The following is a 22,249-nucleotide window of genomic DNA, read 5'->3' as shown; positions in this document are numbered from 1 at the left end:
TGCTTGTACTTGCTCTTATTGGCCGTACTCTGGGACGCACTACCTTAGGCTTAGGCCATAGCGTTTTACCACCCTTTACCTTTAAGGGATGGCAACGATTCTTTGCACATAGTGCAATAAGTTTATCGTAGCCAAACTTGTAATACCGTAGGTGACGCCTTAGCCGCAGACAACACAGCTTGAGGTTTTTATGGATCCGCTAATTTGGGTTATTGATGACGATGACTCCATCCGCTTCGTCTTCGATCGCGCTCTTGATGTCAACCAAATCAATCACCGTCTCTTTAGCAACGGTATTGAGGCTCTAGAGGCTCTTAAAAATGAGATTCCTGATGTAATCGTATCTGACATTAACATGCCAGGCGGTATCGATGGCTTATCTTTAATCAAGAGAGTCCATGAAGTCGATCCAAACATCCCATTCATCATCATTACCGCTAACTCTGACTTAAGCGCCGCTATCGATTCTTATGAGCACGGTTCTTTTGAGTACCTGCCTAAGCCATTTGATATTGAGCAGGCAGTTAAGGTTATCAGACGTGCTGCTGTACACCGTGTTAATCAGACCCGTAAGAAGGAAGAGAATCCAGCTCCTGCAACTGAAGGCGAGGATGTCGAGATTATCGGTAAGAGCCCTGCCATGCAGGAAGTATTCAAGTTCATCGGCCGTTTATCTAAGACTGATGTACCTGTATTCATCTTTGGCGAGAGCGGCACTGGCCGTGAAATCGTAGCTCAGGCACTGCACAACCACTCAGAGCGCTGCGATAAGGGTCGCTTTGTTTCTGTGAACATCTCATCACTGCCTCAAGAGACTGTTGAGCATGAGCTGTTCTCTAATGAAAATGGTGCTGTATGTGCTATTGAGCGAGCTAACAACGGTACTCTGTTCATCAATGAAATTGGTGACATGCCAATGGATGCACAGACTCGCTTAGTCACCGTTATCCGCGATCATGAGTATATGCCACTTGGCTTTAGCGCCACCCGTAAGGCTGACGTACGTGTGATTGCCTCTAGCTCTCACAACTTAGAAGAGTTAGTTAAAAATGGTAAGTTCCGTGCAGATCTGTACTACCGCCTCAATGTCATTCACATCAATATGCCACCACTGCGTGAGCGTAACAATGACATCCCAATGCTCGCTAAGCACTTCTTAGCCCAAGCTGCCCTTGAGAACAATCAAGAGCCTAAGAAGCTGACCTCTGAGGTATTAGTTTTCTTATGCCGTCAGCCATGGCCAGGCAACGTAAGACAGCTTAAGAACCTGTGTAAGTACTTAACCATCATGGTTACTGGTCGTGATATTCAGATGACCGACCTGCCATCAGAGTTTATGCAGGCTCGCAATCAGCAAGCTAAGATTACTACCTCCATCACTGGTACTTCTAAGGAACCTACCTCATGGCAAGAGCAGCTTAGAAATTGGGTAGATGGTCGTCTTCGCGCTGGTGAGCATGACATTCTTTCTGAGGCCACCCCTGAGTTTGAGCGTGTCATGTTAGAGGCTGCTTTAGCCTTTACTAGCAACCACAAGCAAGAGTCAGCTAAGCTCTTAGGTTGGGGCCGTAACACCCTGACCCGTAAGCTCAAAGAGCTCAACATCAATAGCTAAGCATCTTAAAACTCAGCCCATCGCCTAGCGATAAGCTGATTTGAGACTTGCGCCTGACAACGTCCGTCCTGCCTTGCAGCACGGACGTTGTCGTTTTCAGCAATCCTGAATGCAAATACTCCACATCTTAGGGCCCTCATCGCAAGGCAATCGAACCGAAGCTCCCTACATCGCAAGGTAATCGCACCTAAACGCCAATCATGACAATACAGCGCACCATGTGGCCCTTCTTAGCAAGGCTATCGCCTAGTAGCGCCCGCACTGATGGAGAAAAATAAGGCTATGCTTAGTTAAGACCATGCCTTTTCACAACGACATATCCTTATACCCCTCTGACAATTAAAATAGGTAGATAATCTGTAGCATCTGTAAACTAGCATAGTTGCCAAGCTCATGTACAAGCCACTTTGGCTAACATATTACACAGATGGCTAGCTAGTCACTTGTCATAAACTTGTATTAATCGGCGTCATAAACTTGTATTTGTGCCATTTTTCGTTAGAATGTGGCCATAGATTGTTATATCTAGTAAATACTTTTCGATCCTGTATCTATGCAGTTTCTGTAAGTTTGCTGCACAATAATCTCTAATGAGTCAGCGATGACTCAGATAGCAGATACAGCACATGCCGCCTCTATGCCAAACAAGCATCAAGTGAGTTCTTTTAGATAAGATTACTATTAGGCGTGTGATACGACAGGTCTCTTCTGTCATAGGGTTTTGTAAGCTTATAAGCTTGATTTTGTGAGACAGCCAGTTAAATGTTAATTTCAAAGCATCAGGTTATCACCTGCGACGACATCCTCTTATCCTTATGTGATAGTGTTACCGAAGTTTTAAGTTCTGCTACCGGTGATAAGGTTTCTTTCACCCCAATGATCCAGAAGATCAACAACACCACCTTACGTCCAGATATCGGTACTTTTGTTCTGTTCACTGGCACCTTCTCAGGCATGGTGGTTTTAAACTTCAGCAAAGAGACTGCCATGGAGTTATATAGCTCCTACATGAAGCGCATGGGCTTAGGTGATGCAGACTTAGTTAAGAACTACACCTCTGATGAAGTTTCTAACACCTTAGGCGAGCTCATGAATCAGATGGTTGGTAACTTCACTGCCAAGATGAGCACCTCCTTAAATGGTCACATCAATCAGTCACAGCCTAAGATGTTAGCCCTGCCTCACCAGGTTGAGATTAACATCAACATGACCTTAGACCACCCAGAGGTTTCTCGTATTACTTTCTTCACCGAGTCTAACAACGCTTTCTACCTTGAGCTTGCTATGGACCACACCGAGTTCAAGCTTGTTCGCGATCTTGATCCTAAGGAGCGTGAGTTAACTCCTGAGGAGATCATGGCTCAGGCTGGTATCGTTTAAGATACCCACCTTTAGATAAGCTAACGCCTCAAGCACAGCTTTAAACGCTGTAAACCCAGGCACTTATCTTTTAGCTTGAGGCCACAGCAGTCTTAAGCATTATCGACAACGCCGCACTTTAGCGGCGTTGTTCGTTTTTGCACGCTATAATCTATAGCCATTGCATCGCTATGCTTGCTTTGTAGCATCTTGTCTTTGATAAGCTATTTTTGCTTTGTTGCGATGTTTTTACCCAAAATGGGCTCGAAAAGCGTATACTTATGCGATTTTTCTAGTTTTCTAAGTTTTCAGGAGTAAGGCTATGGCTGAAGAAGCCCTCGATTTTAGAAAGACTCGCTTTATCACCAGTGCCCCTGATATAAAGCATTTACCAAAGGATCTTGGTGTTGAGATCGCCTTTGCTGGCCGCTCCAACTCCGGCAAGTCCTCTGCTATCAATGCTATTTGCGATCAAAAGCACTTAGCCAAAACCTCACGTACCCCAGGACGTACCCGTCTTATCAACCTCTTCCAGGTTGCACCAGGTCGTACCTTAGTTGATCTGCCAGGCTATGGCTATGCTGCAGTGTCTCGCTCCATGAAGATCGAGTGGCAAAAGTCCATGTCTGAGTACCTACAAAAGCGTCAGGCTTTACGCGGTCTCGTAGTCACTATGGATATTCGTCATCCACTTAAAGATCACGATCGCTTAGTGATTGACTGGTCTATTGCAGCCAACATCCCAGCGCTGATTTTGCTAACTAAGGCAGACAAGCTTGGAGTTAACCGCCGTAAAGAGGCAGTTGGTGAGGTTAAGCACCTGTTATCTGAGTTTGGTGGCAACTTCACTGTAGTTGCATTCTCTGCTTGGGAAAAGATCGGTCTTGATGAGATCCACTCCATCCTCAACAACTGGTTTACTATCCTTTACGATCCTGAGGAAATGGCTGAAGCTTCTGCTGATGCTGCCGATGGTGAGTAATTGACCTTTTCAGTTAAGCAGATCTTAAAATAGCTGCTAGCTTACAAGTGCATGCTCAATAAGCATGCATCTTAAAAACAATTGCTACTCATTAAAGAGCAATCTTAGCTACACTAAAGCTATTTTTATAACCGCTCTTTTGTTTCTTAATTCCTATCTTGGATGTAACGTTATGGCACAAGGAACTCTCTTCATCGTATCCGCTCCAAGCGGTGCTGGTAAGTCTTCTCTTATCAATGCTCTGTTAAAGAAGTTCAATACTGACGACTCAATGCGTCTGTCCATCTCTCACACTACCCGTGAACCACGCCCAGGTGAGGTTGATCATGAGAGCTATCACTTTGTATCCGTAGAGGAATTTGAATCCCTCATTGATCGCGGTGCTTTCTTTGAGCATGCTAAGGTGTTTGATAACTACTACGGCACCTCCAAAGAAATCGTGATGGATTGGATCAATGATGGAAAGGACGTGTTCTTTGACATCGACTGGCAGGGAGCCCGTCTTATCAAAGAGCAGATGCCTCAGGCAGTTAAGATCTTTATCATGCCGCCATCATTAAACACCTTACAAGAGCGTCTTATTAAGCGCGGTCAGGATACTCCTGAGGTGATTCGTAAGCGTATGGCTAAGGCCATGTCAGAGATCTCTCATTATGATGAGTACGACTACGTAATCATCAATGATGACTTTGATGAGAGCTTAATCAATCTGCGCAGCATTATTCTGAGCAAGCGTTGCAGCCTTAACAATGTTCAGACTAACAATAAAGAGCTCTTTGAAGATATGAAGCGTCAGGAACAAGAATACGAAGCAGCTTGGATGCCTTGTGCTAGCGCATTCCAAGAAGCTTTTGCCAAGGCTAAGGCTGAGGCTGCCGAGAAAGAAGCTACTAGCAAGTAATAACAAAGAGCAAGTTCTTGCTCTTTTATGCCCATAGCTATGGTCTTTCGTGTTTCAAGGTGCTGTATTTAATGTGCCCTTACGATAAGATCGCTATGGACCATGATCTGATCGCATCAGTAATGCACTTTTAGGTAGAATTTTTGTTAGAATAGAGAGCTTTGTGCATAATAGTGATTAATATGCACTTAGCACGCTATATGCGTTAATACCCAGAATTCATATAACTGCATTAGAGAACATAGGCCCACTACGGTTTTTTAAGCTGATTAGCCATAGGAAAAACCGCTCGTTGCAGTTTATGCCTTGAAGATCAAAAGCACTTAGCTTTTGTCTCTCACCTAGCTTATTAAGCTAGCCCAACAAGGCACTGTGTGCCCGATCTACGATACTCATTACGTGCAGTACATGCGCCTATGCATGCTCCTTGATATATCGATTTGATGAGTTTTCAGTTGCCCTTAGCAGCTTAACGTAGAGCATTGGCACTAAAAGATTTTTGTTGATTCACTGTCTGATCATTGCGATTAGACGCATCAGTTGAGGTAATCATCATGGCTAGAGTTACAGTTGAAGATGCTGTGGCTAAAGTTGGCAACCGCTTTGACTTAGTTCTCATTGCTGCACGTCGTGCTCGTCAGATTTCAATGAACGGCAGCAAGCCTTTAGTAGATGAGGAAAAGGATAAGCCTACCGTTATCGCTCTGCGCGAGATCGAGGCTGGCTTAATCTCTGAGGACTTCCTCGACAAGCAGGATCGTAAGGACTTCATGCGTGATAGCAGCGTTTTACCTGCTGATAACGAGTTCGCTCCTATCGACGGCGTTGAGATGTTCAACTAAGCATTAATGCTTTATTGATAGGCTTGTTTTTTACTGCTAGTGAACTTCTAAAGTAGCTAACTTTATCCTCAAGCCTATTTTTATCACTGCAAGATCACAGCTGTGCTCATGTAAATGAGCTTATGGCTCTATACAAGTAAGCTTATTAAATGAGTGAAGGCTTAAACATCTAAATGGTGTTTAGAGCTAACTTGTCTGACAATAGCAAAATGCTTAAGCGCATTTTTCTTGTATGACAGCATTGCGATGGTGCAAAGATCATAAGAGCTCTGAACAGAGTAGATGCGTATCTTTTTCAGTGATACTTTCTAAGCCAAGTGCAAACTATTAAGGATCTATGCATAAGAAAACATGTAGTTTTCGATGTTAGATGCCTTATGTTTCACTGCGGTGATGTTTTAAAAAAGAACCGATTTACTTGATGTTAAACACATTGAGTATCGGTTTTTTTCGTTTTGAGAGGTTGTGAAATCCAAAACGGGACATTGCAAAGCCATTGTCATCTGTTTTTGTAGTACACTTGAATGTCATATAGTGTTAACACACCCACGATCATTAGTTTATATCTTATACCCATCTAAGGATCTTGATGGTCATAAGCTATGGTGGTGACAACGACCTCATTACATACGTAAAACACTTAATCTTAATGCCTTGCAACTAAAGCTTAGATTCATATGCTTTAAAGCTCATCGTTGCTACTTTCTCTTAGCTAGTGTTTACGTAACTTAGTATCAGGATCTTCAGGCAACTTGTCGGCTTTGGTAAGGAGAATATATGGATAGCAAGACTGATATGCAATCTTCACATTCAGCTCCCCTTGCCGCATCGTCAGACAGCAAGGCATCTGTAGAGGGTATGTTACGTACTAACACCTCTCCTACAGGCCGTAATACCATGACTGGCTCATTATCTGTAGTCAGCACTGGCCCTGTAAGCACTGCCATTACTGCCACTAGTCCAACTGCATTATTGCATCAAGCATTCTTAGGCACTACTGCCTCTGATTTACAAGATTCTGTCGATGTTGATATCGACAACATCGTCCCGCTTAAAAAGCAAGGCAAGCTCAACTCTATGAGCGTTAATGCCCGTGATAATGGTGGCTTTAACGAAAGCATGGAGCTCTCTGAGCAGATCGCTCAGGACATGGCCAATCAGGTTAACCATATCCCTGCTGAGCCAAGTGCTGATGCTGTTGCCTCTGTAAACTTCCATTACTATCTTCCTTTGCATAATCTTGCATCCTCTTATCTATCAGCCGAAGCTATGGAAATGGTAGATAAGGCTTTCGTGATTGCAGATAAGGCACACGCCCCACAAAAGCGTGCCTCAGGTGAACCTTACATTATTCACCCGATCGCTGTAGCAACAATCATTGCGCAAATGCACTTAGATAAAGAGTCCATTGCAGCGGCCTTATTACACGATACCGTTGAGGATACATGCGTTACTCCAGAGGACATCAAACGTGAGTTTGGTGATGTGGTTGAAGATCTGGTAAACGGTGTAACTAAGCTCGATAAACTGCGCTTCCATGACTATCGTGAAGCCCAAGTTGAGAACTTTAGAAAGATGATCCTCGCGATGACTCGAGATATTCGTGTCATCTTGATCAAACTGGCTGACCGTACCCACAATATGAGAACCCTTGGTTCTCTGCGTCCAGATAAGCGCAAGCGTATTGCGCGTGAAACCTTAGAGATTTTTGCCCCTATTGCTAATCGTCTGGGTATTTCAGATATCAAGATCGAGCTTGAAGAGCTTGGTATTGCTGCTTTATATCCAATGCGTTACCGCGTGCTTAAAGCCGCTGTAACCAGAGCTCGTAACAATAGAAAGGAAGTTATCAACAATATCCTTGAGTCTATCAACAAGCGTCTTAACGAAGTTGGTATTGAGGCTCGAGTCTTAGGACGTGAAAAGCGTATCTACTCCATTTACAAGAAGATGGTGAAAAAGGAGCTGCAGTTCCGTGAGATCATGGACGTCTATGCATTCCGCGTCATCTTAAAGGATGTAGATACTTGTTACCGCGTCTTAGGTCAGATGCATAATCTGTATAAGCCACGCCCTTCAGGTTTTAAAGACTATATTGCCATTCCAAAGATCAATGGCTATCAGTCACTGCACACCTCCTTAGTCGGTCCTCATGGTGTGCCTATCGAAATTCAGATCCGTACTGAATTTATGGATCAGATGGCAGCACGAGGCGTAGCAGCTCACTGGTCATATAAAGAAAACGGCTCCGAACCTACTTCTACTACAGCGCAAAAGAATGCTCAGCAGTGGATTAAAAACATCATTGATCTGCAGCAAAGCGCCTCTAACTCCATGGAGTTTATTGAAGCGGTTAAGACAGACCTCTTCCCAGACTCCATCTTCGTCTTTACTCCAGATGGCAAGATTTTCGATCTGCCAGCCGGCTCAACTCCAGTGGACTTTGCCTACGCACTGCATACCGACATTGGCCAGCACTGTATCGGTGCTCGCGTCAACCATCGTATGTTCCCACTGAGCCGTCCGCTGCAATCTGGTCAGTCTGTAGAGATCATTACCTCACAAAATGCTGAGCCTAGTGCTATGTGGCTCACTTCTGTAGTGACCCCTCGCGCCCGCTCAAAGATCAGACAGTACTTAAAGGGACTCAAGCGCCAAGAGTGTGTCCTGATTGGTCGTCGTCTCATGCAGAATGTGCTTAAGGATGTGCATTTAGATGATATTCCTCAAGAGGTAATGAATGTAGTTCTTAAAGAATTCAAGCAGCCAGATCTCAACAGCCTTCTTATTGATGTGGCTTTAGGTAACATCCTTGCGGTGGTTGTAGCCAATAAGTTCAAGTCAGATCAATCTGACTCCGATAGCGGCAAGCCAATCTTAGGTACTGGAGGTCTTCCATATACCTTTGCTCAGTGCTGTATGCCTATTCCTGGTGATGAGATCATTGGCCACATTACTGCAAAGGGCCTCGTGATCCATAATGCCAATTGCTCTAACGTACGTGATGCAAACAAGGATCCTGAGAAGTTCATCAAGGTTGAATGGGATACCGTGGTTACCGCTAACCTCGACTTCCAAACCGGTCTGCGTATTGAGCTTGAAAACCGCCAAGGCATCTTAAGCGAGATCTCAAATGCTGTAGATATTGCAGGATCACAGATTGATGCCATTAACTCCGAGACTAAGGACGACGGCACCTACCTTATCAATCTCACTGTTACCGTACGCGATCGTTTACACCTTGCTGGCATCATGCGCCGCATCAAGACCGTACCTAACATCAAGAAGATCGCCCGTCGCCGCTAATACCCCCTTATATCCTCGCTGCAGCACCACAGCTACAGATACTTAGCTGCAGCACCACAGCTACAGGTACTTAGCTGTAGCACTCTAGCTGCAGGAACTTAGCTGCAGCTGTATCGCTGCAGCCATACAGCGCTGCTAACTTCCTTAGTTAAGATCATTGCTTTGTAAAAGATAAAAGAACGATCAATTCGATATAGTGATTGCTTTTAAGCCTAAAGATCGCGGCCGTGGGTTTATCTTTTGCTCTAATGTATGTGAACAGGGCTTAGCTTTTGCTATTTCTTTGCTAGATCATGCCTATTGCTATAGCGCAATTGTGCATTTTGCATTACATTAGATGATGTAAGCTCATGCAACTGATGCATGCTTACACCTTAAGCTATTTTTAGTTGTTGCAGCAATGCAGATCGCTTCGTTACCACACTATCTTTTTTATAAAAGATCGTGCTTATATAATCTGCAGTTGCTCGTATGCACGACAGCGTCCATGGATTCATCGCCATGGTCGCAAGGGACGTGTTCTCAGGACTTAACGAGGAGAGGGACCATGATCAATTTTCAAAACATTGGCAGTGAAGCTTTTTTATCCGAAAACCTCTCAGAGATCGAGAAGTTTTATGAGACTGATATCAAGCATCACAGAATCCATGCATCAGGTAATCTCTTCTTAAGTGCCATCGAGCTCCCTGCTCCTGAAGGTACTAGCGGCGTATCTGCCGATGATTCTTCTAATACCTTAGTTATCATTGCAGGACGTGCTGAAAGCGAGCATAAATATGCTGAGCTCTTATACAGCCTCAAGGATACTGGTATCCGCGTGATCGTGGCTTTTGTACGTGGTCAAGGTAAGTCTACTCCAGTGCTCTATGACTCCAACAAATGCCATGTCGAGCGCTTCTTACACTACCGTGCGGACTTTGAGAATATCTTGAGCTACTTAGACGTAGGCCCTAACTTCAAGCTTTTAGGCTTCTCTTTAGGTGGTCTGATTGCTCTTGAGTTCTGCTTCAATACCAATTATCCACACAAGCCAAAGTCTTTAGTACTGATTGCTCCTTTCCTCGGCATCAACTTCTTACTGCCTCCAAAGGTGGTCTATCCTATCTTAAAGACCCTGTGTAACTTCAGACCTTTTGCTCTGTCCTACACTACTTTTGGCAAAGAGTATGAGCGTATTCCTTTTGAAGAGAACATTCACTCTCACAGCCAATTACGCTACAAGATCTATCATGACTACTATGTCAAAAACCCAGAGTTAGCTCTTGCAGGACCTACCTACAAGTTTGTCCGTTGCTGTATGCAAGCTCAGCTGCGTTTAAACCGCATCAAGTGCAACTTTGATTTCCCAACTCTGTGCATGTCAGCTGGCGCAGATATGGTTGTTTCTACTACTGCAGCTAAGGAGTTCTGCGAGCATCATAAGAATGATCGTGTACCACCTAAGTTTGAGATCATCCCTCATGCTTACCACGACATCCTGAATGAGGCAGATAACTACCGTAACCCATCCTTGATTAAGGCTTTAAACTTCCTGTTCAATGGCACAACTGAGCCTGATGCAGAGGCCTTAATGGCACATACTCAATCAGAGCCTTTAGACGCTCCGATTGAGTCTTAGCTACCTTGATAGCTAGTCTTAATACTATTTTGCTGTTAATTGCTCTAGCTTGCTTGCAATAGAGCCTCTACGAGCTAGCAACCCTTTTAAAAAAGGCCTGAAAGTGATATTTTCAGGCCTTTTTATTTGTTTGAGAGTACAATCTAATCGGTGACGATAACTTTAGTTGCTGTGCACATACGATAACTTTTGTCCCTTTGTGCAAATAGGCAAACCTAAGCTTGCTGATATAATCAGCTCTTTAGGAAAAGCAGCTATCGTGCTTAGACCTCAATACCCATAACCGGAGATACGACATGTCAGATACAATAGAAGTTGATAACAGAATCCCTGTAAACATCATCACCGGTTTCCTTGGTAGCGGTAAAACCACCCTGCTAAACCAATGGGTCAACACCGAAGAGTTTAAAGACACTTTAGTGCTCATCAATGAATTTGGCGACGTTGGCTTAGACCACGAGCTCGTACAGGCTGTCGACGATACCGTTGTACTGCTTGGTTCTGGCTGTATTTGCTGCACCTTACAAGGTGAATTAGTTCAGTCCTTAGCTACTAACTTCATCAAGGCTCAAGAAGGTGATATTCCAAAGTTCAATCGTGTTCTGATTGAAACTACCGGTCTTGCCGATCCATCAGGTGTAATCGGCACCATCAATAACGATGAGTTCTGCATGGAGACTTTCCGCTACGACGGTACTATCACCGTGCTTGATGGTCAGTTTGTTCGTGAGCAGCTGCAAAAGCAGTATGAAGCAGTAAAGCAGATTGCGCTTGCAGATATCATTTTAGTCTCTAAGACTGACCTTATCGATGCCGATGAGATTGAGGCTATTAGTGAGGTAGCACGCTCTATCAATGGTTCTGCCCCAATCCACCCTATGATTAAGGGCCACATTACCCCTAAGATCATCCACGAAATTGGCCCGTACAAGGCTTTTGAAAACAAGGATGCATCCGAGGTCAAAGCTTGGCTCGACATTAAGGCACCTGCTCCAGGTTCCAATTTAGCCTCCCCAATTCGTCCTGCTGAGGCTAAATTTGATGCCGCTGTTGCTAAGCCAAAGATCATTGCTCACACCAATATCGAAAGTTTTGCTATCGAACGTGATAAGCCTATTAACTCACTGACTTTACTTGCTGCTGTTAACTTAGTGCAGCAACAGTATGGCGACTCTATTCTGCGTCTTAAGGGTATCTTAGATATCGAAGGCCAGGATAAGCCTGTCATTATCCACGGTGTACAAGGTCAGCTCTATCCAGTGGCTCAGCTTGATTCATGGCCAGAGGGTAAGAAGACCTCTAAGCTCGTATTCATCGTACGTGCTACCGTGATTGAGCAGATCAAACACATCTTCACTCAGGCTATAGACAATCCTGATGAGTCCACTATCGACTACTACCGTCAGATCATCAATGCTGCTGACAGTGGCTATGTTGAAGAGGAAATCGACTTAAGCGATACCTATTCTGACAAGTAGACTACAGGCCTCGTTTAGCCGCTACTAGAGCTCTATGAGCGCCCTAACAGGCTTGCTCTATGTGTGGCCAAACAGTTCTGCTCTATATGCAGCCAAACAGTCTAGCTCTATGTGCGGCCTAAGCCGCACTAGGCAAAAAAAACGCGCTATGCTCTTTCGAGGATAGCGCGTTTTTTTAATCACACATTAAAGAAACTTGCCTTCACCACCTGCCTAACATTTAAGTAGGCATGGACGGGCTCAAAAGAGCCTTAGCTACGCTACAGCCAAGTTGCTATAGCATTATTGGTAATCTTTGATTAGCGCACTGCGGTGCAATCGATAAGCACCTTTGCACCTTTTGGTAAACGGCTTACTTCTACACAGCAGCGTGCTGGATAAGGCTGAATGAAGTAACGCTTATAAACGCTGTTAACGGTATCAAAATCGTCCATATTAGTGATGAAAACCGTGGTCTTAACCACGTTATCCATGTGCAGACCTGCAGCTTCTAAAAGATGCTTAATGTTAATTAAACAGCGGGCAGCTTGCTCAATAACAGTCTCCGGCATGGAGCCATTTTCATCAATAGGAAGTTGACCTGAAAGGTATATAGTTCCATTAGCGTCTAAAGCACAGCTATAAGGACCAATAGCTGGCGGGGCCTTATCAGATTTTACAGGCTTGAACTTGGTTGACATAAAACTCCTTAACAGGTGCAACACCTTGTGCGTTTAAAACTACTTTTCGTCTACCTCATCAAAATCATCATAGCCTAAAAAGTCATCTTCAACAGCACCATTTTCAGTACTATTAAGTTCATTTTGTGACTGATTCTTCTTTATTGTTCTTAAATGCAAGTAAATTGCATCACGAGAGACGCCCAATAACTCTGAAATGATCTGAACTGAATTACGTAAGTTGAATAATCCAGCATCATTTAACTTACTGATAATCACCTTGTTCTTTTGACGCTGATTAATCTGATCGTCTGCCATTACCTCGTCACGGATCTTATTTACCGAGTTGGTTAACAGATCATTTAAGTCAGTAGCAAAGTACTCGTGATTGCCTTTACCTGCATCGATAGACTCAAAGTCGTTGAACATGAGATTGTAGGCTCTGCGCATTGGTGTTTGCAGGTCTACGTTAATGCACAGTAAACCAATGGCCTTACCCTTAGGGTTGGTGATGACATTGGTAATAGACTTCATCTCATGACCGTCGCGAGAAATGGTTCTATAAGGCCCATAGGAGGTCTTACCGGTTCTCTCGAACTCTTCAATAATTCTTAAAGCCTTATCGGTAACTGGAGAACCAATTGCGCGACCAGTTTTCTCGCCGTTATGAATGTAAATAATTGATTTTTCTAAATTGTGCAGCGAATGCAGCACAACTTCTACACTGTCTCTGAAGATCTGTCCGAGCATATCTACAATCAACTTGTATTGATTGAGGATTATTTCATTACCTTTACTCATTTGTGATACTCCAAAGACCGCAACTTACGCTCTTTTTTAACTAAGTTAACATAACAGCAATACTATGTTAGTCCTATCATGTACTAGGTTGAATTTTAGATAGAGTTGTTCAGGCCCTAAGTACACAAGAGCTTCGCGCTAGTTGATGTTTGTGATTGCCACTACTACGAGATAACTATACCTAGATTAGGCTGCAAAAGTTCATAGGATGTATGTATATGTGAGTTCACTCAAATATAATTGAGCCAAATCACAATATAATTTACATTTTTGCATATAGTCAAATGCGCATAAGATCAGATGCAGCCTAGTGTTGCGCGATTTGGCCAACTAAAATTTAACTCAACTTTTAATGGAATTTTTGATCCCTAAAAATTTGAGCTAAATTAGTTTTAATACAAATTTTTATACAGTAATTTTGAGCGAAAATAGTTAATTAAAAACCATCTAGTAGCCTATTAAACATTACAATGGCTTACATACAGCTAAACGGCTCGCTCATACCCTCTCAAGCTGCTCTAAAACTCGATAAATCTTACGATCGTAAATTTGATCGAGACATAAACCAAAACCAACAAATAAGCCCCTTAGACCCCATTAAAGTCTAGCAAGATCGCTACTTGATGATATTTTCTACCGATCAAATTATTATTCTTAATTATTTAGCAAACTAGAAAAGACTACAAGCCGCCACTCCCACACTCCAACTCTACCAACAAGACCACCACATAACTCACCAAATTAGAAGGTCACCAGCAGTTCTAGAGTAGATATAATCAAAATTCTAGAGAAGTTTATCCATCGTAAGGCAAAGCCCAAATAAATACATAACACCTTTCACAAAAGATGATCTAAATATACGTTCACCACCCTCCTTCACACGGGTCAAAATGACATAAATATGCCTTTTTCATAGGGTGCTAGAGAGGGTGGCAAAGAGGGTCAAGACACCCTATGGTATAGGGTTAGATAACATGCCAAACACCCACCAACATACCCAAATAACACTTAAACTGCACTACAAATATGGAGGCTTTTATAAAGTTAGCAGCCATCCTATAGAGTGTCTTTTGAAGGGATGAAGTAGCGCCTCAGACAGGGTTAGAAAATGCAGATCTGGGCTTCGAAGCTTGGACCACCACTCCCTTGAAAATAGCAAATTGCAATCAAAGTAAATATTGGGCAATAAAAAACCCCTGCAACCACGAGGGCTGTAGGGGTCTTTTTTAAGGCAACAACGAACAATCACTGCTGCCTAACTGAGATAGTAGCAAGTAGATTACTTAACTACAGTGGTGGTCTCAGTGGTGGTGTTAGAACCAGTTACGTTAACAACAACGCGACGATCTGGTGATAAGCACTTGATGAGCTCGTTACGTGATAAGCCATCACACTCAGTGCCAGTTACAGGCTCTGAAGAACCAACACCATTAGAAACGATAGCCTGAGCTGGTACGCCTAAAGCAACTAACTCGTCAGCAACAGCCTTAGCACGCTGCTCAGATAACTTCTGGTTGTAAGCTGCACGACCGATACGATCAGTGTGGCCAGTTACAACGTACTGAGCGTCAGCAAGCTTGCTCTCGTTAGCAGCGGTAACAACCTGAGCAACAGCATCCTTACCCTCAGGGCTTACCTTGCTTGAGTCGAAGGTAAAGAGGGTGTTAGCGTCTAAGGTGTAGGTGTTAGTAACGGTATTGGTTACAGTCTCTTCAACCTTAGGAGCTTCTGCAGGAGCTGCTGCAGGAGCGGAACGGCCCCAAACGTAGTTCAGACCGATGTAAGCCATGTCCATATCGAAGCCGATACCGGTGGTGTCTGCCTTATTGTCGTATACGTCAAAGTAACGATCGTAGCCAACACGCACGTCAAGGCTTGGGGAGAGGTCAACAGAAACGCCAACACCTACTAATGGAGCAAACTTGCTGTCGCTGCCTGAACCCATAGCGTACATACCGCCGCCACGTAAGAAGATGTCAGCGCCAGTCTCGTTTAATGGGAAAGCGAAACGAACAGCCAGCTCTGGGCCGTGTACGTTTACATCCTTGTACTCAGTGGTGCCAACGCGCTGAGCCTTGATACCATTGATGTGCTTGTAACCGCCCTCAAGGCCGAACCATGGGGTGAAGTTGTAACCAGCGTAGATACCAGGTGCAAAGCCGTCAGTGTTGTTTGACTGGTAGATGTCACCAGCTGATGGGGTATCCCAGTCAGCATTTACGTAGCCAGCCTGAACACCAATGTAACCAGTGTTGCCAACAGCAGCACTTGCGGTACCAGCAGCTGCTAATAAAGCAGCAGCAACAGATAAAGATAAGAAATTCTTCTTCATGATTTTTGATCCCCCGCAAAGGTAAAGACACACTACCTGTACTGAAAATCAGTGATAAAACCCTACGGAAATGGTTTTCCAGGTAAAGGTCCTAAGAGAGTGATAGCAAACAAAGAGGCTACCACTTACTCGTAACTCTAAATAGCTTGAAGTCGCTGCAAAAGTCCTCTTTTGCAGACCGTGATTGTGTCTGAACATTTGCTTCTACATCAGTAGTAAAGACACTTAGTATTTCGGCATCCGACAGCGTAGCCACCTTAGGCTAAACAGGGATCTCAGACATATACAAAAACGGATTTTTTCGGGCTCCATGGCCTTTACAAGCTATATTATTTACATCTATAAGTGTTTTGCAAGTAATTTCGCTTGATGAACAGCACTAATAAGAGTGCAAGGAACTGTGCTATTTCAAAACACTCTATATCTCATTTACTTTCATTATAACAGCACAATCTAAGGCCAATCTTAGCTAAATCTTGAATCACATAGATCTTAGCGATCTTTACCCTCTTCTTTAAGATCACGGCCTTTTGCTGATCTTGCCTCTTTTACATCGAGCCTAGCAAACTCATCTGATGCTTTATCATCCTCTAAACTTGATGTTTCTGCCTCTTGTCCATGTGCATCAGCTGCGTTATTAGCGCTTGCTATCGTCTTTGAACTAGCATTTGTAGCGTTAGCTACCATCTTGGAACTAGCATCTGCAGCTACTTGAGCGTCACTCTCTGCTCCATTAGAAGAATTGACTTCAATACGTGAAGTCCCCTGTGAGCCCTTACCGTCTACAGCATGCACTACGGCCTTGCCAGCAATCTTGGCTTTTTGTTCAGCAACTTCATCTTGAGGCAGAAAGCTAAATACGGGTAGAGCAAGATGGTAGCGAATTGCGATTAGACGGGTAATAAATCCAGAAACCAGACAGATGATGATGTTAACGTTTTCATTGATATAGAAGAACCTGTCTGAAATGAAGTCTATGGCTACAAACATTACGCCAATGAGCAATGAAATACTTGCGTAGAGTTCTTTTTGAAAGACTAGAGGGATACGGGCGCAAAAGATATCTCGTAAGATACCGCCAAATACGCCGGTAACTACTGCGCCGATAAGAGCAATCGAGCCGCTAGCATGGTACTCCATACCAATGCGTGCGCCTATAACAGAGAACACAGCCAAACCCAATGCATCAAGAACCAAGAAAGTTCTTTCAAAACGGCTAAAGAAATAAGGCATGCGAGTAGTAATCAAAGCTGCAGCACAAACAATGAATAGATAGTGTGGATTAGCTACCCAAGTTAAAGGATAGTGACCAAAAAGCATGTCACGTACTGAACCGCCGCCAATGGCTGTAGCGCAGGCAATAAACATGACGCCAAACAGATCCATTTTGCGTTTACCAGCAGCTAAAGCACCAGTGATACCTTCAGCAGTGATACCAATTATGTACAAAACGATTAAAAACATGTCACTAACCTGGAAGTACGCAGCCGCATGCTCATCATCTTGTCCTAAGAACCTGTTAGGGCCGCAAAAACTGACAAAAAAACTCTTAGTTAGACTACAAAAAACTCCGCCACAGCACTTATACAAGCTGTTCTCTTCCAAACACATCTAGAAAATGTAAAGCTTAAAGAGCAAGTCTTCTTGATGGTTTTTGCCGCTATTGTACCTAGTTGATGTGGCTTTACTAAGACGACCCTCACATGATGGGCAAAATTATCAGGCAAGTGTGAAATATGAGATCTGGAATCATATACACGGCAATATGTATAACCACAGCAATATCTCTAACCATGCCAAACAAAACACAAAAACCGATCTGTCTGCACTACTCTTGAAAAGACCACATATGCTCTATGCATGAAGCAAGATCTTCTTTACGAAGCACTATTTCAAAATGGTTAGTACAATTGATATGAGCGAAAGCTTAAAGAGAGGACGTGAATACGAAGTGAGATTAAGAAGAGAACAAAGATAAACAGCGACATCATCAATAAAACGCCGACTTACGTCGCCAAAAGGCTTATTTGTCGCATTTTGCAATGTTTACTAGATACAACATTACAAACATAAAAAAACAGGCTTAAGCCTGCTTCTTTATGGATGGTGCTGGTTGTAGGTCTCGAACCCACGACCCCCTGTTTACAAAACAGGTGCTCTACCAACTGAGCTAAACCAGCAAAACCGCAGCCATTATAGCAATAACTTTTTAAACGTCAACAGTCGAACTTAAAAATTTTTCAGCATATTCGCAAGCAAAGAGCCATCCCCAAGAATCTATGCATATGTACAGCCACAAAATAACGATATATATCGCGTGCGTGCATAATAATCTCGAGCTGGAACCTCAAAATATCCAATGCCTACTTAATTTCAAATACCACTCAAAACTAAGGCACCAAAACCATAGACCCGATCACTATATAGAAATGCATTGGCGATAGATCATAGGGTGTTGTACAGTACTAAACTTAGCCTACAAATCTAATTGAGGATTTTGTTATGGAAAACGAATCAGTCATAACCGTAGATGGTAGTGGTCTTACCTGCCCTGAACCTTTAATGCTGCTACGTAAATGTGTACGTAGCTGTGAAAAAGGTCAGCTAATTGAACTCATTTCTGAAGACCCTGTCTCTTTAAGAGATGTTCCAGCCTACTGCGAGTTTATGAATCATGAACTCGTAGCGATGCCTGATGAGGAACATCCAGCTCGCTATTTGATTCGTAAAGGCGGTTAACCACCTAAGCGCACATACAAAACTTCATATTTATCGTATTTTACGAAGAATAATCGGCAAAGATTCATTGCCTAAACTATTGATGCATTTGTAGCTGTTAAGACACATAGCAGGACTAGATTGCTTAATAGAGGTGCTCATTGAGCGCCTTTGGCTTTAGTAAGCCCTTTTGAGCGGCTTTTCTGATAGAATATATGCCGTTTTCGGTGACCTGACCTACATTAGGCTAGGCTAGGCACAGGCAGATTTAAAATTAGTGGTCGGACTTTAACAATGTCTAATACATATGATCTACAAACCTTCCAAGGTTTGATCTTCACTTTACAAGATTACTGGATGCGTCACGGATGCATGGTTGCACAGCCTTTTGACTTAGAGGTAGGTGCAGGTACTTCACACCCAATGACCTTCCTGCGTTCCTTAGGCCCAGAGCCAATCTCCTGCTGCTATGTTCAGCCTTCACGTCGTCCAACCGACGGCCGTTATGGTGAGAACCCTAACCGTTTACAACACTACTATCAGTTCCAGGTTATCTTAAAGCCATCCCCTGATAACATTCAGGATCTTTACTTAGGTTCCTTAAAGGAGCTTGGCTTTGACCCAACCGTAAATGACATCCGCTTCGTTGAGGACAACTGGGAAAACCCTACCTTAGGTGCATGGGGTCTTGGTTGGGAAGTTTGGCTCAACGGCATGGAAGTTTCACAGTTTACTTACTTCCAGCAGGTTGGTGGCTTATCTTGCTACCCAGTAACTGGCGAGCTGACCTATGGTTTAGAGCGTCTTGCCATGTACATTCAGGGCGTTAACTCCATTTACGACCTAGTTTGGGCAAAGACTGCTAACGGCGTTGTTACCTACGGCGATATCTATCATCAGAACGAAGTTGAGCAGTCTGCTTATAACTTCGAATATGCTGATACTGATTTCTTATTCAAGATGTTCGAGCAGATGGAACAAGAGAGCTCCAACCTCTTAAATCTTGAGAAGCCTCTCCCACTGCCAGCTTACGAGCGCATCTTAAAGGCAGCTCACTGCTTTAACCTTCTCGATGCCCGTCATGCTATCTCCGTAACTGAGAGACAGCGTTACATTCTGCGCATCCGCACCTTGTCCAAAGCTGTTGCTGAAGCCTACTACAAATCTCGTGAAGATCTTGGCTTCCCTATGTGCAAGCGCGGTAACTAATCACCGCCTAAAGGTCTCCTGATTGAGGCAATCAAATTACCTTGCACTCAGGATAGTAACAAAGCATCAGCAACTGAACATGAGTGTTGCCTTTCATCGAGTAGTACTCGCTAGAAACAATATGGATGATGCTCTAACACTCAACATTGTTTAGTTGCCCTGTAAATAACAGGTTCAAAATGGAAAAGTTAAACTTACTTTTAGAATTAGGTACTGAAGAGTTACCTCCAAAGGCTCTGCGTAAGCTTGCAGAGTCTTTACACGAGAATTTTGTAAAGCAGCTGCAGACTGAAGGCTTAGGCTTTTCTGCCTCTAAGTGGTACGCCACTCCACGTCGTTTAGGCTTAATCATCTCTGCTTTAGATGTAAAGCAGGCTGATCGTGAGGTTGAGGTAAAAGGTCCAGCTATCAAGGCTGCTTTCGACGCTGACGGTAACCCAACCAAGGCCGCCTCTGGCTGGGCTGCTGCCAACGGCATCAAGGTTGAAGATGCACAGCGCTTAAAGACCGACAAGGGTGAGTGGTTATATATCAAGACCACCAAACAAGGCACTGAGACTAAGAGCTTAGTTCGCGACATGTTCGACAAGTCCTTAGCAGCTCTGCCAATCCCTAAGCTCATGCACTGGGGCGATAAGAAAGACGAATTCGTTCGTCCAGTACACACTCTGTGCATGATGTTCGGCGATGAAATCATTGACGGTGAAATCTTAGGTGTAAAATCCTCCAACCTCATCAAGGGCCACCGTTTCATGGGTTCTCAAGAACTCACTATTAAGAATGCAGATACCTACGTTGAGCAGCTGCGCAATGAGGGTGCTGTAATCGCTGATTTTGAAGAACGTAAGGCTGACATCAAAGCTCAGGTAGAGAAGCTTGCTGCATCTGTAAACGGTGAGGCTGATCTTGATGATGCTCTGCTTGAGGAAGTTACCTCTTTAGTTGAGAACCCACATGTATTCTTAGCTTCATTTGAAGAGAGATTCTTAGAGGTTCCTTCTGAGGCTCTGGTATACACCATGAAGGGTGACCAGAAGTACTTCCCAATCTACGACAAGAACGGCAAATTACTGCCTAAGTTTGCTTTCGTATCCAACATCAACCCAAGCGACACCACCGCTCTTATCTCTGGTAACGAGCGTGTAGTACGCCCTCGTCTGTCTGATGCTGAGTTCTTCTTCAAGACCGATCGCAAGCAGTCTTTAGAGTCTTTCTACCCACGTCTTGAAACTATCGTTTACCAGCAGGATATCGGTACTATCGCTTACCGTTCATCCGTAGTAGGCAAGATCGCTGCAGCTATCGCTCCTAATGTTGGCGCTGATGTAGCTTTATGTGAGCGTGCTGCTCGTTTAGCTAAGTGCGACCTTGCATCTACTCTGGTTACTGAGTTCACTGATACTCAGGGCATCATGGGTATGCATTACGCTGAGCTTGATGGTGAAGATAAGGATGTTGCAGCTGCTATCTTTGAGCAGTACTGCCCACGCTTTGCTGGCGACCAAATCCCAACCCGTCCAGTACAGATTTCTGTAAGCTTAGCTGAGAAGTTAGCAACCTTAATCGGCATTATGGGCATCAACCTCATGCCAAAGGGTGACAAGGATCCATTCGGTCTGCGTCGTGCTGCCATCGGTGTAATTCGTATCGTTATTGAGAATAAGCTCGACCTTAACCTCGTTGAAATCATCAACAAGGGTGTTGAGTTCTTCGGCGACAAGTTAAAGTCAAAAGAGACCGCAACTAACGTAAGCGACTACATCTTTGCTCGTCTCAAGGCTTACTACCAGGATCAGGGTATTGGCGCTGAAATCTTCCAGGCTGTACTCTCAACCTCCCCTGTATCACTGCTCGACTTTGATAAGCGTGTTAAGGCTGTGGTTAACTTCAAGCAGCTCAAGGAAGCTGAAGACTTAGCAGCAGCATACAAGCGTGTTAACAACATCCAGTCTAAGTCTGGTCGCGTAACCGATGCTATCAATGATGCTCTGCTCAGCGATGAGGCTGAGAAGCAGTTAGTTCAGCACATCCGCGCTATCGAGCCAGCTATCAACGAGCTGTACAACGAAGGCCACTACGACAAGGCTATGACCAAGCTTGCTGAGCTGCGTGATGATGTAGATAACTTCTTCGAGAAGGTTATGGTTAACGACAAGGATGAGGCTGTTAAGAACAACCGCTTAGCTATCCTCAATCAGTTAAGCCTGCTCTTCTCTAAGACTGCAGACATCTCTGTGCTCTACTAATAGAGCAGTTCATAACTAATTCGACCGCACAAAGGCGAGCCAAAGGCTCGCCTTTTTCATATACCAAAACCATTGCTCCACGCCAAAACTAAAATGTTCCACGTGGAACATTAATTCCTTTAGTTGCTATCTTTGCTTCACTAGCTTCAAATCACAACTAAACCTTAACCAAAAAGATCAGCC

The 22,249-nt window shown here is 43.8% G+C and carries 15 protein-coding genes and 1 tRNA gene; 11 read left to right on the top strand and 5 right to left on the bottom strand.

Annotation, left to right across the window (positions count from 1 at the left end; genetic code table 11):
- Window positions 1-190 precede the first annotated feature (190 nt).
- From H524_RS0105965 to H524_RS14505, 8 genes are all read left to right on the top strand, one after another.
- Window positions 191-1,615 carry a sigma 54-interacting transcriptional regulator gene (locus H524_RS0105965; RefSeq protein ID WP_027939566.1) on the top strand — a complete coding sequence of 475 codons (1,425 nt, stop codon included), beginning with the start codon at window positions 191-193 and terminating at the stop codon, window positions 1,613-1,615.
- Between the two features lie 762 nt (window positions 1,616-2,377).
- A complete protein-coding gene (locus H524_RS14515; protein WP_052338937.1) occupies window positions 2,378-2,995 on the top strand; it encodes a DUF3334 family protein in 618 nt (205 codons plus the stop codon).
- A gap of 301 nt (window positions 2,996-3,296) precedes the next feature.
- Window positions 3,297-3,956 carry a ribosome biogenesis GTP-binding protein YihA/YsxC gene (gene yihA, locus H524_RS0105955; protein WP_027939565.1) on the top strand — a complete coding sequence of 220 codons (660 nt, stop codon included), beginning with the start codon at window positions 3,297-3,299 and terminating at the stop codon, window positions 3,954-3,956.
- A gap of 172 nt (window positions 3,957-4,128) precedes the next feature.
- A complete protein-coding gene (gene gmk, locus H524_RS14510) occupies window positions 4,129-4,857 on the top strand; it encodes a guanylate kinase (RefSeq protein WP_084281678.1) in 729 nt (242 codons plus the stop codon).
- Between the two features lie 554 nt (window positions 4,858-5,411).
- A complete protein-coding gene (gene rpoZ / locus H524_RS0105945) occupies window positions 5,412-5,699 on the top strand; it encodes a DNA-directed RNA polymerase subunit omega (RefSeq protein WP_027939564.1) in 288 nt (95 codons plus the stop codon).
- 777 nt (window positions 5,700-6,476) lie between these two features.
- A complete protein-coding gene (gene spoT, locus H524_RS0105940; protein WP_245580445.1) occupies window positions 6,477-9,005 on the top strand; it encodes a bifunctional GTP diphosphokinase/guanosine-3',5'-bis pyrophosphate 3'-pyrophosphohydrolase in 2,529 nt (842 codons plus the stop codon).
- A gap of 547 nt (window positions 9,006-9,552) precedes the next feature.
- The gene (locus H524_RS0105935; RefSeq protein WP_027939562.1) at window positions 9,553-10,623 is read left to right on the top strand and encodes an alpha/beta fold hydrolase; all 1,071 of its coding nucleotides are present in this window, start codon (window positions 9,553-9,555) and stop codon (window positions 10,621-10,623) included.
- Window positions 10,624-10,919: 296 nt separating this feature from the next.
- The gene (locus H524_RS14505) at window positions 10,920-12,101 is read left to right on the top strand and encodes a CobW family GTP-binding protein (RefSeq protein WP_044121597.1); all 1,182 of its coding nucleotides are present in this window, start codon (window positions 10,920-10,922) and stop codon (window positions 12,099-12,101) included.
- A 299-nt stretch (window positions 12,102-12,400) separates the two neighbouring features.
- Here the strand turns inward: H524_RS14505 and H524_RS0105925 are convergent, their stop codons facing one another.
- The 5 genes from H524_RS0105925 to H524_RS0105905 all read right to left on the bottom strand — a co-directional run bounded on the left by H524_RS0105925 (window position 12,401) and on the right by H524_RS0105905 (window position 18,073).
- Window positions 12,401-12,781, bottom strand: coding sequence for a RidA family protein (locus H524_RS0105925; RefSeq protein WP_027939561.1), 381 nt, complete (start codon window positions 12,779-12,781; stop codon window positions 12,401-12,403).
- Between the two features lie 39 nt (window positions 12,782-12,820).
- Window positions 12,821-13,561 (bottom strand): helix-turn-helix transcriptional regulator, encoded by a 741-nt coding sequence (locus H524_RS14500; protein WP_052338936.1) that lies wholly within the window; start codon window positions 13,559-13,561, stop codon window positions 12,821-12,823.
- 1,279 nt (window positions 13,562-14,840) lie between these two features.
- Window positions 14,841-15,893, bottom strand: a complete 1,053-nt coding sequence (locus H524_RS0105915) for an OmpA family protein (RefSeq protein ID WP_027939560.1) — start codon at window positions 15,891-15,893, stop codon at window positions 14,841-14,843.
- Window positions 15,894-16,385: 492 nt separating this feature from the next.
- Entirely contained in the window at window positions 16,386-17,357 is a 972-nt protein-coding gene (locus tag H524_RS17020; protein WP_084281676.1) for a trimeric intracellular cation channel family protein, read from the bottom strand.
- A 640-nt stretch (window positions 17,358-17,997) separates the two neighbouring features.
- Window positions 17,998-18,073 (bottom strand) — tRNA-Thr (locus tag H524_RS0105905).
- A gap of 322 nt (window positions 18,074-18,395) precedes the next feature.
- Between H524_RS0105905 and tusA the strand changes: the two genes are divergently transcribed.
- The 3 genes from tusA (at window position 18,396) to glyS (ending at window position 22,066) form a co-directional block, all read left to right on the top strand.
- On the top strand, window positions 18,396-18,632 hold the full coding sequence (tusA, locus tag H524_RS0105900; RefSeq protein ID WP_027939559.1) for a sulfurtransferase TusA: 237 nt from the start codon (window positions 18,396-18,398) through the stop codon (window positions 18,630-18,632).
- Between the two features lie 273 nt (window positions 18,633-18,905).
- Window positions 18,906-19,820, top strand: coding sequence for a glycine--tRNA ligase subunit alpha (gene glyQ / locus H524_RS0105895; RefSeq protein WP_027939558.1), 915 nt, complete (start codon window positions 18,906-18,908; stop codon window positions 19,818-19,820).
- A gap of 179 nt (window positions 19,821-19,999) precedes the next feature.
- The gene (gene glyS / locus H524_RS0105890) at window positions 20,000-22,066 is read left to right on the top strand and encodes a glycine--tRNA ligase subunit beta (protein ID WP_027939557.1); all 2,067 of its coding nucleotides are present in this window, start codon (window positions 20,000-20,002) and stop codon (window positions 22,064-22,066) included.
- Window positions 22,067-22,249: the final 183 nt, after the last annotated feature.

Source organism: Anaerobiospirillum succiniciproducens DSM 6400, assembly GCF_000482845.1.
Classification (GTDB): domain Bacteria; phylum Pseudomonadota; class Gammaproteobacteria; order Enterobacterales; family Succinivibrionaceae; genus Anaerobiospirillum; species Anaerobiospirillum succiniciproducens.
Note: the sequence above shows the minus strand (reverse complement) of the source record. Positions and strands in the feature narration are given on the sequence as shown.

Bases quoted from the DNA above. Each gene is read 5' to 3' on its own strand.
- tusA (WP_027939559.1), top strand. From the start codon at position 18,396: ATGGAAAACGAATCAGTCATAACCGTAGATGGTAGTGGTCTTACCTGC.
- H524_RS0105925 (WP_027939561.1), bottom strand. From the start codon at position 12,781: ATGTCAACCAAGTTCAAGCCTGTAAAATCTGATAAGGCCCCGCCAGCT.
- glyS (WP_027939557.1), top strand. From the start codon at position 20,000: ATGGAAAAGTTAAACTTACTTTTAGAATTAGGTACTGAAGAGTTACCT.
- H524_RS0105935 (WP_027939562.1), top strand. From the start codon at position 9,553: ATGATCAATTTTCAAAACATTGGCAGTGAAGCTTTTTTATCCGAAAAC.
- gmk (WP_084281678.1), top strand. From the start codon at position 4,129: ATGGCACAAGGAACTCTCTTCATCGTATCCGCTCCAAGCGGTGCTGGT.
- H524_RS0105965 (WP_027939566.1), top strand. From the start codon at position 191: ATGGATCCGCTAATTTGGGTTATTGATGACGATGACTCCATCCGCTTC.
- H524_RS14505 (WP_044121597.1), top strand. From the start codon at position 10,920: ATGTCAGATACAATAGAAGTTGATAACAGAATCCCTGTAAACATCATC.
- H524_RS14515 (WP_052338937.1), top strand. From the start codon at position 2,378: ATGTTAATTTCAAAGCATCAGGTTATCACCTGCGACGACATCCTCTTA.
- rpoZ (WP_027939564.1), top strand. From the start codon at position 5,412: ATGGCTAGAGTTACAGTTGAAGATGCTGTGGCTAAAGTTGGCAACCGC.
- H524_RS14500 (WP_052338936.1), bottom strand. From the start codon at position 13,561: ATGAGTAAAGGTAATGAAATAATCCTCAATCAATACAAGTTGATTGTA.
- H524_RS17020 (WP_084281676.1), bottom strand. From the start codon at position 17,357: ATGTTTTTAATCGTTTTGTACATAATTGGTATCACTGCTGAAGGTATC.
- yihA (WP_027939565.1), top strand. From the start codon at position 3,297: ATGGCTGAAGAAGCCCTCGATTTTAGAAAGACTCGCTTTATCACCAGT.
- glyQ (WP_027939558.1), top strand. From the start codon at position 18,906: ATGTCTAATACATATGATCTACAAACCTTCCAAGGTTTGATCTTCACT.
- spoT (WP_245580445.1), top strand. From the start codon at position 6,477: ATGGATAGCAAGACTGATATGCAATCTTCACATTCAGCTCCCCTTGCC.
- H524_RS0105915 (WP_027939560.1), bottom strand. From the start codon at position 15,893: ATGAAGAAGAATTTCTTATCTTTATCTGTTGCTGCTGCTTTATTAGCA.